The following is a 13,124-nucleotide window of genomic DNA, read 5'->3' as shown; positions in this document are numbered from 1 at the left end:
CCTTATTCTTCTGTTTCGAGCAAAAGATTTGAGAGTACCAGTGAATAGGTAGGTTCATACCAAGCGTCACGGTCGAAGTCCGAAAGAACCCGAACAGCAAACCTCAGTTCCGGAAGCGATTCTGAAACATCCGTAAACCTCGCTTTTCCTGCAGTCACCGCCGCCATAAATACAGGCAAGTAGGCCACTGCCCTCGAAAAACCAACATCGGGGAGTGTCGTTATTTCCGCTGGGAAGTTCTGCTGGTGAACCCAGTTTGCGAGCTCCACCTTGAACCATTCGGGCCATCTCTGGTCGTCCGCATGATTACGTCGCAGATCTTCAAAGCATATCTTCGCAAAAACGTAAGGAACCTGTTCCAAGTTCACGTGCTTTGGCTCTCGCAAATAGTTCGATAGATGCATAAAGCAGGGAATTGCGGTAGCGACGCTGCTTATCCGATCCTCTACGAGTTTTTCAGCTAATTCTTCGGGGATGCCCTGGTCGACAAGAAAATCGCTCTGACCAGCCCGAACATTGATCCAAGTCTGCACATTCACCGTTTCCCAGATCACTGCAAGCTCGTTACTCAACCGCCTACAAAACGCAGGATCAAACTCTAGCCGAAAAACTGCCGCTGCTATCGCTGAAGTATTGTTCGCCAAAGCCTTCCAACTCTCGAATGCCGACAAGGGCAAAGCGCTGTATTGCTCTTTAAGGGCCCGAAGATAATCCCAACCACTGTGAGAGAAATCCCGGGCCATCGCCGAGATGACTTGATCAAAAGCATTAGGATTGTGCACTGGGTGAAATGCTTTGGCGGCCGAATGCAGGGTGTTTACAGGAGATTCGGATGTGTTAGCAGAGTCCTCCGTAACCCAGACCGTTGGTCGGAACTTAAGGCTGGATTCAGCCGGGGGAAATAGTAACCAAGGACCGTTTTTCATCATTTTCGGTGGGATTTCGAATACCCCCATTCCCACGCCCTCGGATACCCTCTCTGGTACCTCAACTGGAAGTGCCCGGGGGTCGTCGAGTCGCATACCAGATACTCTGACGGAGTTCTCTGATTCACATAGAGTATCTGTAACTACTTCGAGCCTTCCTGTCGATGACGGGCCCTCAAGACGGGCATTGTAACGAACGATATTTAGCTGTTTGAGGATGCGATCTGTTTCGACGCTAATGCGAACAAATGCGTCTTGATTGGACGTTGTTCCCAACATCTGTTGAATATCTTCCTCGAACGCATAGAGGCTAATTCTCTGCGCCTGGGTATTCACTGTGAAAGGATAATAACGACGAAAATTGGGAAGTTGCGGACACACAAGCTCAAGAGAAACAAAGAATTGTTCTCTCGTGTCGGGCTTTGGTGTCAGCGTCATAGACATCCCTATAAGCTGATCGAGGGATATCAAGCCACCTTTAACTTCAGTGCCCACATCGTCATAAAGCTGAGCCCCAGTCCTTGGATAAGGTAATCTCAAAATCACTGGTTCACCAGGATTAAGGCCATCAGAGAGCGCAACGCTAACCTTTTGCGGAACCTGCCCTCGTACAATCGGCTCCAGGGTTATCTCACAACCATCGTCTATTAATTGAGTTTCGGCCCGCATAGAATCATCAAGTATACAAACCGCAAGCTTCCTCCCACTCCTCAGAATGATTTTGGCGGAACTGTGAGTGGAAGCGGGAACCGAAATTACTCGCAGATCTTTGGGTATAACACCAATCTTTCGGCGAAGAACGGTTTCTCCTCCCCTCGCAACGGCGCTCAGACTGAAACTGCCAACTTCATTTTTTTGATAATCGAATTCCAGGGGTTTACCGTTTGCGAACAGACTGATGTCCTGATTATCCTCATTTCCAGTAGCCCTGAGGTTTGGCCACCCTCTGTAGACAAGATTGGGAAGTGTGTCGTATAACGACACCGTTCCGGCCAGAGTTGGCTTTGTGATTACTGCATTTGGGTCAAACCGCACAACCACTCGCGAATCCGCACCTACGAAGGTGATGTCTTCCGATACGCGGATCCACTCTGCGCCCAATTGATCACTTCCTAACAGCTCACTCTTGGATAAATCCTCAGAGCTCATCGCCGGGGGCACTCTCACCAACGCATATGAAGCCGCCAGAGTTGTAGACGCTGTTGAAGCTAGTTTTAACTGCTCTCCGTCCTCAATGAAAATTAGTGGCAATGATGCAAAATCGACTTCGCTTCCCTCGAAATAAAAGACATCGATTCGCTGTCCGTTCGATAGAAGTTGAACGGTCAAAGGGAGCTCCGGATTCACCCGGCCAACTCGAATTGCTCGGTTGTTAATCTTTAACGTAATCTGTGAACGATCGTCATTCACTTTGCCATGAACAATTCCCGATCGCCTTAGCAGTTCATCGCCTTCGTAGAAAGCGACCTCAACCCTGGTGCTCTGAATGGGGGCACCTTCAAGCGAAATCGAAAGTTCTGAAGGCAGAAATACCTCTGTTTCGATCGCCCAATTTTCATAGGTGCCTTTTAACCAGTGATCACAGGTAAAGTTTTTCTCGTCTGCTTCAATCCGCTTTTTCTCAGACCGACTCTTGCTAGCATCTTTAAGCCATTCATTGATGAGATTGCGCGCATTACCCTCACTCACAGGGAGAGGGGAAAGCTTGCGCCAGTCGGGTGCATGCTCGTCAAGGTAATCGGTCGGATCTTCAATTGATGCAATGGGATGGGCTTCTGCAATTCCCATCAGCCACTCAACAATGGATGCGATCAATAGATATTTTTCATGGGTCCTGAATGTCTGCGGAAAATACTGGGCGTAATTCGACACAGTCGAAGCTATGTCGCCGCCTAACTGCTGGACTCGATAATAGTTAGAAATCGTCCCACGAACAGCCCGACCGAAGCCGTGCGTGTCACTCTGAATCAGGCGCCAGGGTAATCCCCCTTCATCAAACAGAGAGCCAAGATAATCATGGCCATTGGTTCTAAGGCGAATTGGACGTCGCCAAAACTCCAGCCCTTTTCTGACAATTTCTGAATGACGCAAACTTGGAAGCTTGATTGAAAGCGGTTTCTCGAATCCCTCCCAAGACCATCCGAGGTTGGTGCCGTCGTATTCTCTGCGATATTTTTCAGCAACGAAAAGACAGAAAGCAGCCGACCAATATACCGAATGCACGGGACTCTCGATATCGGGCAAAGTCTGTCTCAATAAAGTCGGAAGATAGGCAAATTCTTCATCAGTCACGTGGTATAGGTATAACGGACTTCCATCTGGCCCCGAAATCATACCTCTAATGAACAAAAACTCATTCACCCAGGCTTTTGACTTACTTCTCATACCCATATCCATTTGAAAGTCCTTTTTACAGCATTTCTTCTTCATTTGCTTTGGACGATTTCATTGACCATAGCTACTGCTTTCGCCAACTAAATCAGCAAAAAATTTTTATAACCTACGCCTTACTGTTACTGGACCCAGGTAAAACACTTTGCTTTCAACCTTTGTGCTCCATCGAACCGATATGCGCACAATTTTCCGCCGGGCCCACCGGCAACGCTGTAATCCAGGCAAGCAATGCGCTCATTCAATGGAGCCGGCTCCCCTTTCATCCAGTAATGCCCCACAAACAGCGGCTTCTCACCGTCGTAACCGGGTAAAACGTGAGAAGCTACTGGTTCATGGGGAATTTTATCGATGACCTCTTCCGGTACCATGGCAAGATCGCGATAGGTCAGCTCACCCTCGCGCCACCATTCAGTGCGGATGTTGGTTCGCTTATTCTTATCTTTGTCGAAGAAGTGATGGTCGCCCGGAAGCGGAATCTCCAACCCTTTGAGAAGAGTTTCAATCGCCTCATAGGCCTCTGAGCCCTTTCGGCTTGCCTCCTCCCAGGTGCCAGGAAGTAACCGGTTTTCTTTATCGGTGTGCTTGGCTATGGCCGCAAGATGCTCTGGGTGCCAACAGGCGTGTACTACTCGAAATTCCGGCAAGTCCAGGTACACCGGCAAGGTTTTGAACCACTTGATCATGCTGTGGTGCAGTTCGCTCCCCTCACCTACTTGCTCCAGAAAGGCTCTGTGCTGCTTCAGGTTTTTTTCGATATGGGGGCGAAGATGTTCACCAGGGTTTTGCGGGTCTTCCGTAGCCCAGGCTACTGCGTTGAATTCGTGGTTGCCCATGACCGCCAGAGCGTGGCCCTTCTCGACCATGTTTCGGGCAATGGTGACGGTTTCTACCTGTTCCGGGCCGCGGTCTACAAAGTCACCCAGGAAAATGACCTTTCGCTCGGGGTGCTGCCACACGCCGTCTGTTTCGCGGTAATCCATCTTGGTGAGGAGGGCTTTGAGTTCAGTGGCGTGGCCGTGAATATCACCGATCAGGTCGTACATCTTTCGTCCTTGTTTGGTAAATCTCTCTGCGCGGCCAGCCCGCAAAGTTCAGAAAAGTTAGGCTGCGTTGCATTCCGAGTATAAGCAATACTGCTTGAAGTTGGAGCCAATTCCAACAAACGTAACTATTGTTTACATGTTGCAAAGTGTTTTTCGCCAATCACGTGATCTTTCGGATCGTCGAGGCATAGAACCTTGACCCCTCGCTATTCTTACGGGGCGCTGCGACATTGAATGTCGCCTCTCTGCTCTAGAATTATCGGAGTTGAAATCAACAGGGAGAAAACGATGAATCGTGCCGAAAAAGAAATGCTCAAGAAGCGCACCGCAGAACGCGAGGGTCTATCCGGGGAGGAGTGCCGGAAGCTGGATGAGCTCAACAAGCTGGTCCACGATGTTCACTACGAACTCTTCCCGGAAGAATACGATGCCATGATGGATTCCATCGCAGACGCCAATGACCGTCGCCGTGGTATTAATCCCATGAGTTTGGACTACACCGAGAAGGTAAACGCCCGACGCAAAGAGCGCGGGGTACCACCGCTGGGAGCTAACGGATTGCGTACCGACGATTCCAGCTGGGATGTTGCCCGGGAAGAAGCGTTGCGGAGAGTTAACGCCAAGGCGACATAATTTGTCGCCACTACACCTTAAGCTTTCGCTCCAATACACAAGCCTTTGGAGCTCATCATGCGCAAGATCGCCGTTATTGGTTCTCGCCACTTTAATGACTACGACCGCCTGGAGCGTGTGCTTCAACCCTGGCTACCTGCACATATCATTTCTGGTGGTGCAAAAGGCGCGGATGCTCTGGCGGAGCAACTGGCCCGAGAAAATAAGCTGCCTATTACCGTGATCAAACCCGACTGGAAACAATACGGCCGTGGGGCCGGCCCGATTCGCAACCGTACCATCGTTGATACAGCTGATTTGGTGATCGCCTTCTGGGATGGCAAATCCCGGGGTACCGCGTCCGCCCTGAATTATGCCCGGGCAAAAGGTAAAACGGTGATTGTTGAAACCGTGGGGGAATGACTCATGCGTTACCGGTCCTTCGGGTCCGCCTCAGCCCCTGCTCTCTTCCCCTGAGCCCGCGCAGCTCAGGGGGGGGGCACCAGACAGTGCACTCCACTTCCCTCAAGTTCTTAGTAGTGCGTTTACTTAGTTCCGCCGACGAACATCGCTAGTTCGAGCGCTCTGAGCCCGGAGACGCTATACCCCAGCTCTTGATTGATGTGCGAGTGCAACTCCAGGAATCGGGGATGATGCATTAGCTTCAGCAGTCTTTCCCGGTAAACGGTATAAGTTTTTACATTGTTGACCCGATTCGGGTGCGGCTCGGTGGCAGGATAAGCAAATCGAAAGATCTTTGAATCCCAGATCGGATACTGCTCGGGGTTGATAAAGTGAAGCAGTTTAGAAGCTCCAACTATAGAGTTGTTGACACACTTCTTCACCACTTCAAGCTCGTTCGTGTTGAGGGCAACGTCGCCGTCCTTCGCGGATTGCAGAATTGGGATGACATCTTCCAGCTTTGCGCCATTCTTATTGAGGTGCACTATGGTTGGCATCCATCCGTAGACCATGTGTGCACCGACAACGACATCCTTCGCCGTCAACTGGGGTATGTCGTGGAAATATTCGAGCATATGGGGGTAGCTTCTAATGTACGAAGCGTTCTCGACAGTAAGCTTCGCTATGTACTCGGGCTCAAGCACCCGCTCTAGATCATCCATTAATTCTCTCCTAGTCCATAAACTACTTCGGTGCGATCATGGAAGGCCTCAACCCGAGGCAAAGCCTCTTTCATGTGAGCGAACCGACGGCTGCCGCCCGGGAACATTTCAACTTACTTTTCATGGTACGGTTTGCAAGCGACAAAAAGTGTCGCAGCCAGATGATAGTGTTTGGTCACTGATCACCGAGTTCCAGAGTACACCACCATGCCCCACCCCATAGAAGAAAAGCTCGTTATCGCCGTAGCTTCCAGCGCTCTGTTTGACCTGTCTGAGTCCGACAGGGTGTTTCAGGAGCAGGGTGCCATTGCCTACCGGGATTACCAGGAAGAGCATCTGGAGGTCCCGCTGGACAAGGGGGTGGCGTTTCCGTTTGTTCGGCGGTTTCTGAACATCAACAAGCGGTTTCCGGAGACCTCGCCGGTGGAAGTGGTACTGCTGTCCCGCAACTCCTCAATCACCGGTAAACGAGTGTTTCGGTCGATTGAGTACCATGGGCTGGATATCTCCCGGGCGGCGTTTCTGGAGGGCAAGTCACCCTACCCCTATATTCCGGCGTTCAATGCGTCGCTGTTCCTGTCGTCCAATGAGCAGGATGTTCTAAAAGCCATCGACTACAAATACCCGGCAGGCACGGTGCTGCCGTCCCCTGTGGTGGATGACGAGGACGATTTCGAGCTGCGTATTGCTTTCGACTTCGATGGGGTGATTGCCGATGATGCGTCAGAGCGGGTTTACAAAGGTGGTGAGCTGGAAGCATTCCATGCCCACGAAACCTCCAAGGCCCGCATTCCCCACAGCCCTGGCCCACTGGCTAACCTATTCAGAAAGCTGTCACTGCTGCAGCAACTGGAAGATGAGGCCCAGAAAGCCGATCCGGACTACCAGCGCATCTTGCGCACCGCCATCGTCACCGCCCGCAGCGCCCCTGCCCACGAGCGTGTGATTACCACCCTGGAACACTGGGGCGTGGATGCCAATGAGGTGTTTTTCCTGGGCGGTATGAAGAAAGACCGCATTTTGAATGTGCTGAAGCCCCATATGTTCTTTGATGACCAGCGCAGCCATCTGCAGTCGGATGCGGGGAATGTTCCGATGGTACATATTCCGTTTGGGGTGGCGAATCATGCTCAAAGCGACACGAATAGTCGCTAACAAGACTTGGCCTGCCGCGTCCGCTTCAGCCCCTGCTTGAGCGTGTCTTCAATCTCATCCCGCAACCAAGCCGGTTCCAGAATATCGCAATGCACCGCCTGAGCGGTAAGCCACCAGCGCAAGTCCTGGGTGTCGCCCACGGTGACGGCCATTTCGAAGGTCTGGTCATCAATCTCGGTGGTGATCTGATCAAATCCCAGTGGGGATTCGATCAGGTGGTTCAGCACCGGTTTGTCGCAGCGTAACTTCAGATACACCGGCTCATCGGATTTCAGAATACCCATGGCGCCGGAGTGGATGTACAAATCCAGATCAAAATCTTCCGGGCGCTCGATGAGCTCTTCCACTACCTCACCGGCCGTGGCCCTGTGCAACACCAGCTGGCGAACCCCTTCCCTGCCTTCGATGGTACCAATCAGGTACACGTTCGGGTCCCGGAAGATAAGCCCGAATGGATGCACCACAATCTCTTCCGGCTCCGGCCAGCTGCGAGCCTGATACGTAAGTTTGCACTGGTATTCCCGGAGCAAGGCTTCGGTGACCGCTTCCAGAACATCGACATCAACAGGCGGGCGCGCACCTCCTAACCCCCGATTGATCACCCTGACCCGGTCTGGCCATTGGCCCAGGGGGTTCTTTTCACGCAACAGCGTGCGGTGGGCTTCATCGAAGTGAGGCTTTAAGTGGGACAGCGCCCTTGGGGGCAGCATTGGTGAGAGGTAGGCCTTCGCCAGCTCAAACGTGAGTGCTGCCGGCAGATCCAGCGCCGGTATGATGTCCATGGTCGCATTGCGATCAAACGACCAGCGGTAAGGCCGGGAGTTTTCATCAACCAACAAAGGGAAATCTGCACTCAGCTTTTCCAGATCCCGCTGGATCGAGCGCATGGTTACCGAAAAGCCCTGCTCTTCCAGGCGGCTCGCCAGTTCGGTGGTGGTGATGGATCTTGGGTACCGGGGCACCATCCGGAGCATGGTGAGGTAGCGAACGGCAGTGCTGGACATGGCGGGATCTTTGTCTTTTCTCGAAGTCGACAGCTTAAGCGACACATTCTGACGCTACGTCATGCTAGATTCTTGTGCTGGTCAAGTAAAGCCAATGGCCAACTCTGCCAACGACACAAGGAACCCTGCCCTGAACAAACACAAATTTGCCGCCCTCCTGCTAGAACATGGGTTTACCCCAAAAACCTACGATTTCGACTCCACCATGCTGGGGTTCCAGCACGACATCTTTAATGCCCTGATCCACAACGACCCTGTGTTCAGCGAGCAATCATTCATTCGCGAGCAGCCCGATTGCCCCGATGCCCTATTGCGCTGCGAGCTCATCACCCAGTCAGAGGATCTTTCCGCAGCCGTTCAGCATTTCTATGCTCGATGGTTTGAGGAGCTTCGCTATTCGAATTCTGTGCTGGAGTTGCTCAATCTGGAGATGCACGAAGATGCCGCCAGCATTCACGTGCTAACCATCAGCAAAGCCAATGCGATGACGTTTGTCTTTAACATCCAGCGAGGTGCGTGATGATTCTGATTTTAGCTGCGTTGGGTGCGGTGCTCTGGGTTGTGGTGTCGATGCTGTGCATCAGCTATTTCAATGACCACGGTGTCGGTTGGGAGGAATGGGAAGCCTTCCCGGTGTGGTTAAAGATTCCGATTCTGGTGGTTGCGCCGGTGTTTTTTATTTCCTGGTGGGTTCGCTAAAAACACCTAACCATCGGCAGTGATAACCTCCTTATCGCCTACCGGCTTCAAGTCATGAGTACTCCGCACCGGCTCGCACACCAGCGGTGCAGAAATATGCGCTCGCATCAGCCCCCGAAAGGCATCCGTCTCGTGAAACTCAGGATCCAGCCACAAATCAAACTCTTCTGGCCGGAGCATCAGTGGAATGCTTTTCGGGTGGATATGGCTGAACCTCGGGTGAGGCGGCAGTGTGATGACGGTGAAGGAATTCACCTGCTCGTCCCCGAAATGCCAGGATTGCCAGAGCCCCGCCAGTGCCGTGGCCTCATTCTGCGGGTGAATGTTGTAAACCTGCTTACCTTTCCATTCGTGAAATGCGCTGACTGGAATAATGCAACGCTTGGTCGCATACACCTTTTTCCATAACGGACTGCTGGTCAGCCGATCGCTGCGGGCATTGAAGGTGTGAAATTTCGGGTTGGGCCGGAAACCATAGCCGTTCGGGTTCGGCTCAATTAATAGCGACCAGATCCCTTGTAGCAGGTACCGGTCATCCGCCGCTTCTATGACAAACTCACCGATTCCGCCTGGTGGTACATTGTGTTGAGGCCTGGGTGCAATGCCAGACAGCCCCAGTTGTTCCATCAGCGTTTGGACTTCCGGAGAGTCGCTTACGTTGTACCGTCCGCACATAGCTGCATCCTTGGCTGGCCTGTCTGGGGCAGTGTAGTCAAATCTTTACGGCTTAGGCCACCCACACTGTCGTATCGCTGGATTGCGCTGCCCCAACCTTGGATCGACCTATATCTACAAATATACCGGACAGGCTCTGTCCATATGAGAAAGTGCGTCAAGGCTGCACGATTGCCTCAGAGTCGCAAAGCGATCCGCATGATGCGTGGTCACTGGTAACCTTGGGTGGCGATACAGAGATGCACCATGAATGCGACTCAAAAGCAGAACCTGTTGAGCCATGATATCCAACGATTGTTTACCGTAGCGTTTTCGCAAGCGAAGTGGCCTCACACTGACTTTTTCGCCCCAGACGCCTAGCTCCTGACCGCTATAGGTGGCCAGAATGAGCTCGTCGAGACCGACATAGCGATAGACGTCCCCCACTTCGGGATTTCGGTACTTTCTCTGCCCGGAATGCTGATATTTTCGGAACAGGATCGGGGCACCGCTTTTAATCACCTCAAGCACATTGATATTGATGTCATACTGTTGCTCAATATCCCTTATGACCTCCAGGCTCTCAAAAAATCGGCCATCGCGGTGAATGGTAATCTTGCGTGGCGGTTCTCCATTATGGTGGTGGCGATACTCTTGAATGCTTTTATGCAGTAGGCTTTTCAGAGCTTCGTCTTCAAGGCGTTCGCCGCTTTGCAAATCGGCCAATTGCCAACCAAGCTGCGCCCCGTTGCAGGTAAACAAAAAAGCTGAGCCCGGTGCTCGCTGCGATACTCCACCCATGTCCAGACCGATGAACAGATCCACCTCACCCGGCATCTCACCCAGGCCACAAATCAAACCACCTCCTTTACTGAACACTCCGGCCGCCAGGTTGTTGTAATAGCTGTTTTGGTATGTCTTTGGGTTATGATCCGTGAGCATGAATTGGCAGGCCAACTTATGACGAAACGCCACATCTCTGATCGTCGCCTTGTCAACGGACCTGTCAATGGCAACCACTAACAGCGTATTCTCAGGCGGGGTATCAGCCAGTCGTTTATCCAACTCCTGGGCATCCTTCAGTGGCTTAGGTGTGGTCATACCTAGCCACTTAGGTAATGGACCGGCTGACAATCTTTGGCAGGATTCTCGCAACTTATAGAAGTGTCTACTCAATACATCTGACGTAACGCTGGTACCGACCGCTAGGCAAACAACCTGAGAACGGGTCATGCCGCGGAAAGCGCCTAGGGCTAATACTGCTTTTTCAGTGTCGCTGGTACGGCCATTGTGAAAGGTCAAACTGAATGGCGGACAGATATTATCCGCAGCATTCTCCAGCGATGTAACCGGCACAACCTTTGTCCCAAATCCCGGCAACCTCAGGCCCTTTACCATCCCGGCGCTGGCTTGCAGTCGATCAATGATCGGCCACTTTAGATCCCTGGCCATCCTATTGAGCAATGGGCTATCAATCTTCTGGAGGGTTTCAAAGTCAAACATGGGTTCCAGCAGCGCGCCCAGGTGATCAAATCTGTCCTTGCGCCCGTAGCTCACTTTAACTACATGGCTGGCCCGGACACTTTGAGCTTGCCCTGGGGGGATATGGCCCTTTTCTTCATGGTAGCTATAAAGGGTATGCGGCATACCAGGCACCGCTGAATTAACAGTTTTATCATTCGCCACTCCATGAAAATGGGCCACACCCCGCGGTCTACCATGGTCAGTGTAACGGTGACGTACACGCTTGATAGCCGTGAGCCATTCCGGACGTTTGTTGATCACCCAGTCGACAGTAATGCCATCCCGGGCGCATATTTTGTGGCGAAGCGTAAGTCCAAGAATAACCTTTCCGCACGGTAGAAGTTCCGGTATCAGTCGCAGAGTTTTGAACAAATCCAGATAAGCAGCCTTTGTGCTGACTCTGTCTGATGGATTAGTTTCTTCAAGCTCAACCCAGCCAGAGCTATTCCGAGATGCCTTCAGGGCTCGCCCATGAGAGGGGTTTCGATCCTTTGCCAGACTCAAGGCGGCGCGATAAAGATCCTGGTTCAGTAACCTTTCAATCGCAGCCCTTTCCCCTTCTTTAGCTGCCTCGAGTACCCCTTCTCCTTCAGGCTCAAGAGTGCATTTAAATCCATAGATTTCGATGTTGAGTATTTCTAGGGGTTGCAGGGTAACAACCAGAAAGAGACCCGCATCGGTTACGGGTTGCCAGTTGTTCTTGATTGATGTGAGCCTGGCCGCTTTTCGACTCTGCTGAGCCTGAGATTCGTTTTCATTGAGACCTGACTCAACGATCACGCGATAACGGTGAACAGAGACCTTGTTCAGGTCGCAATCAAGCCCCATCGCCAAAAGGCCGACCTGTTCCTGAGCTAACGCCATATCAGTGCATCCCTTTCGAATTAACTAGTCGTCCTGAGGATGCCGAAGCGCTGCCGATCATGCGATACTGAACAGATTTACAATCTGTCCAAATTTCAAGCAGACCCGTGTGTTTATATGGATGCAAACATCGACACAGCACTTACCTGGGAGCGCGTTGCTCAGTTCCACCTGATCGAAGTTGTTGCCCTTTGGGAAGGGCGTCTCACGACTAACCATCTTAAAGTGGCGTTTGCCATTGGCCGAAGCAAAGCTTCAGAAATCATCAAGTCATACCAAAGAGCGGTACCAGATAATATCCGTCACTGCAGCCAGACAAGGGGCTACGTCCTCGAACCGCAGTTTCGGCCCAGTTTCAGTCACGGTGAGGTACATGAGTATCTGAATTTGCTGCACAGTGAATCCATACACAACAACTATTTCTACGCCCTGCAAACAGGGCGAGCCCCAATAGACAGATTGCCATCCCTAACTCGCCCCGTTAATCCCGAGATCGTTCGCGTCATCTTGCAGGCAGTTCGTGAGGGCCAGCGTATCAATGTGTGTTATCGATCCTTCGCCAACCCTTGTGGCGAAGAGCGGCTGATTGCCCCTCACACACTGGTGTTTGCCGACGGTCGCTGGCATGTCCGGGCATTTTGCGAGCGAGACCGGGTTTTCAAGGACTTCATGCTACACCGGTTCGTCGATGTGCCCGATTTGGAAGGCGAACGCCTGGAGTTGGGGAAACCGTCCAATGATATTGAATGGTTTAAAGAAGTTGAGATGGTACTGACACCTAATCCCGCGCTGCAGCCGGAGCAACAACAACTGGTGGCTGATGACTACGCTATGGAGCCCGACAATACGCTACGAATATGGGTGCGTTCGCCCCTAGTAATGTATATGGCCATTGCACTAAAGATTGGTACGCCCGCACAAACCCGGGCTAACCCGAAAGCTCATCAATTGGCTTTGGCCAATCGGCATACGCTGAAAGACCTGATTCTCTGACCAACGAATCAATCGGCGTGAGCTACAAATTGAGGCGATCAACTTGTAAAAAATTACCGATGCTACTGGACGTCAACTAACTGTAGACACCGTTACTACCTTGAGTTTCAAGGCACTTTAACAACGGCTGCA

The 13,124-nt window shown here is 51.9% G+C and carries 12 protein-coding genes; 6 read left to right on the top strand and 6 right to left on the bottom strand.

Annotated features, from left to right (window positions below; all coding sequences use genetic code 11):
• Positions 1-2 precede the first annotated feature (2 nt).
• Positions 3-3,323, bottom strand: coding sequence for an STY4851/ECs_5259 family protein (locus tag Q9245_RS13070; RefSeq protein WP_305897593.1), 3,321 nt, complete (start codon positions 3,321-3,323; stop codon positions 3-5).
• A gap of 116 nt (positions 3,324-3,439) precedes the next feature.
• Positions 3,440-4,363 carry a metallophosphoesterase gene (locus Q9245_RS13065; RefSeq protein ID WP_305897592.1) on the bottom strand — a complete coding sequence of 308 codons (924 nt, stop codon included), beginning with the start codon at positions 4,361-4,363 and terminating at the stop codon, positions 3,440-3,442.
• Between the two features lie 288 nt (positions 4,364-4,651).
• Here Q9245_RS13065 and Q9245_RS13060 point away from each other — a divergent pair, with 288 nt between their 5' ends.
• Together Q9245_RS13060 and Q9245_RS13055 are read left to right on the top strand one after the other, a co-directional pair.
• Positions 4,652-4,996, top strand: a complete 345-nt coding sequence (locus Q9245_RS13060; RefSeq protein WP_305897591.1) for a hypothetical protein — start codon at positions 4,652-4,654, stop codon at positions 4,994-4,996.
• Between the two features lie 57 nt (positions 4,997-5,053).
• Positions 5,054-5,398 carry an SLOG family protein gene (locus Q9245_RS13055; RefSeq protein WP_305897590.1) on the top strand — a complete coding sequence of 115 codons (345 nt, stop codon included), beginning with the start codon at positions 5,054-5,056 and terminating at the stop codon, positions 5,396-5,398.
• A gap of 122 nt (positions 5,399-5,520) precedes the next feature.
• On the opposite strand, the gene Q9245_RS13050 is transcribed toward Q9245_RS13055, so the two are convergent.
• Complete coding sequence (locus tag Q9245_RS13050) at positions 5,521-6,099, bottom strand: hypothetical protein (protein WP_305897589.1); 579 nt, start codon at positions 6,097-6,099, stop codon at positions 5,521-5,523.
• A gap of 207 nt (positions 6,100-6,306) precedes the next feature.
• Between Q9245_RS13050 and Q9245_RS13045 the strand changes: the two genes are divergently transcribed.
• Positions 6,307-7,254 carry a 5'-nucleotidase gene (locus tag Q9245_RS13045; protein ID WP_305897588.1) on the top strand — a complete coding sequence of 316 codons (948 nt, stop codon included), beginning with the start codon at positions 6,307-6,309 and terminating at the stop codon, positions 7,252-7,254.
• Here the strand turns inward: Q9245_RS13045 and Q9245_RS13040 are convergent.
• The gene (locus Q9245_RS13040; RefSeq protein WP_305897587.1) at positions 7,251-8,258 is read right to left on the bottom strand and encodes a YafY family protein; all 1,008 of its coding nucleotides are present in this window, start codon (positions 8,256-8,258) and stop codon (positions 7,251-7,253) included. The genes Q9245_RS13045 and Q9245_RS13040 overlap by 4 nt on opposite strands.
• Before the next feature lie 94 nt (positions 8,259-8,352).
• On the opposite strand from Q9245_RS13040, the gene Q9245_RS13035 reads away from it, so the two are divergent.
• Positions 8,353-8,778, top strand: a complete 426-nt coding sequence (locus Q9245_RS13035; protein WP_305897586.1) for a hypothetical protein — start codon at positions 8,353-8,355, stop codon at positions 8,776-8,778.
• Entirely contained in the window at positions 8,778-8,957 is a 180-nt protein-coding gene (locus tag Q9245_RS13030; RefSeq protein WP_278351268.1) for a hypothetical protein, read from the top strand. Before Q9245_RS13035 ends, Q9245_RS13030 begins: the two co-directional genes overlap by 1 nt.
• A 6-nt stretch (positions 8,958-8,963) precedes the next feature.
• Here Q9245_RS13030 and Q9245_RS13025 read toward each other — a convergent pair whose 3' ends face one another.
• Both Q9245_RS13025 and Q9245_RS13020 read right to left on the bottom strand, forming a co-directional pair.
• Positions 8,964-9,632 carry an SOS response-associated peptidase gene (locus tag Q9245_RS13025; protein WP_278351267.1) on the bottom strand — a complete coding sequence of 223 codons (669 nt, stop codon included), beginning with the start codon at positions 9,630-9,632 and terminating at the stop codon, positions 8,964-8,966.
• Positions 9,633-9,746: 114 nt separating this feature from the next.
• Positions 9,747-11,999 carry a Piwi domain-containing protein gene (locus Q9245_RS13020; protein ID WP_305897585.1) on the bottom strand — a complete coding sequence of 751 codons (2,253 nt, stop codon included), beginning with the start codon at positions 11,997-11,999 and terminating at the stop codon, positions 9,747-9,749.
• A 117-nt stretch (positions 12,000-12,116) separates the two neighbouring features.
• On the opposite strand from Q9245_RS13020, the gene Q9245_RS13015 reads away from it, so the two are divergent.
• On the top strand, positions 12,117-12,992 hold the full coding sequence (locus tag Q9245_RS13015; RefSeq protein WP_305897584.1) for a WYL domain-containing protein: 876 nt from the start codon (positions 12,117-12,119) through the stop codon (positions 12,990-12,992).
• The last annotated feature ends 132 nt before the right edge of the window (positions 12,993-13,124 follow it).

Origin of the sequence: Marinobacter sp. MDS2, assembly GCF_030718085.1 — a bacterium.
Taxonomy (GTDB): domain Bacteria; phylum Pseudomonadota; class Gammaproteobacteria; order Pseudomonadales; family Oleiphilaceae; genus Marinobacter.
The sequence above is the reverse complement of the archived record's forward strand: the minus strand, read 5'-3'. Positions and strand labels throughout refer to the sequence as shown.

What these genes read in the sequence shown, in the direction of transcription:
- Q9245_RS13050 (WP_305897589.1), bottom strand. Translation starts at nt 6,099, where the DNA reads ATGGATGATCTAGAGCGGGTGCTTGAGCCCGAGTACATAGCGAAGCTT.
- Q9245_RS13035 (WP_305897586.1), top strand. Translation starts at nt 8,353, where the DNA reads ATGGCCAACTCTGCCAACGACACAAGGAACCCTGCCCTGAACAAACAC.
- Q9245_RS13065 (WP_305897592.1), bottom strand. Translation starts at nt 4,363, where the DNA reads ATGTACGACCTGATCGGTGATATTCACGGCCACGCCACTGAACTCAAA.
- Q9245_RS13060 (WP_305897591.1), top strand. Translation starts at nt 4,652, where the DNA reads ATGAATCGTGCCGAAAAAGAAATGCTCAAGAAGCGCACCGCAGAACGC.
- Q9245_RS13045 (WP_305897588.1), top strand. Translation starts at nt 6,307, where the DNA reads ATGCCCCACCCCATAGAAGAAAAGCTCGTTATCGCCGTAGCTTCCAGC.
- Q9245_RS13070 (WP_305897593.1), bottom strand. Translation starts at nt 3,323, where the DNA reads ATGGATATGGGTATGAGAAGTAAGTCAAAAGCCTGGGTGAATGAGTTT.
- Q9245_RS13020 (WP_305897585.1), bottom strand. Translation starts at nt 11,999, where the DNA reads ATGGCGTTAGCTCAGGAACAGGTCGGCCTTTTGGCGATGGGGCTTGAT.
- Q9245_RS13030 (WP_278351268.1), top strand. Translation starts at nt 8,778, where the DNA reads ATGATTCTGATTTTAGCTGCGTTGGGTGCGGTGCTCTGGGTTGTGGTG.
- Q9245_RS13040 (WP_305897587.1), bottom strand. Translation starts at nt 8,258, where the DNA reads ATGTCCAGCACTGCCGTTCGCTACCTCACCATGCTCCGGATGGTGCCC.
- Q9245_RS13015 (WP_305897584.1), top strand. Translation starts at nt 12,117, where the DNA reads ATGGATGCAAACATCGACACAGCACTTACCTGGGAGCGCGTTGCTCAG.
- Q9245_RS13055 (WP_305897590.1), top strand. Translation starts at nt 5,054, where the DNA reads ATGCGCAAGATCGCCGTTATTGGTTCTCGCCACTTTAATGACTACGAC.
- Q9245_RS13025 (WP_278351267.1), bottom strand. Translation starts at nt 9,632, where the DNA reads ATGTGCGGACGGTACAACGTAAGCGACTCTCCGGAAGTCCAAACGCTG.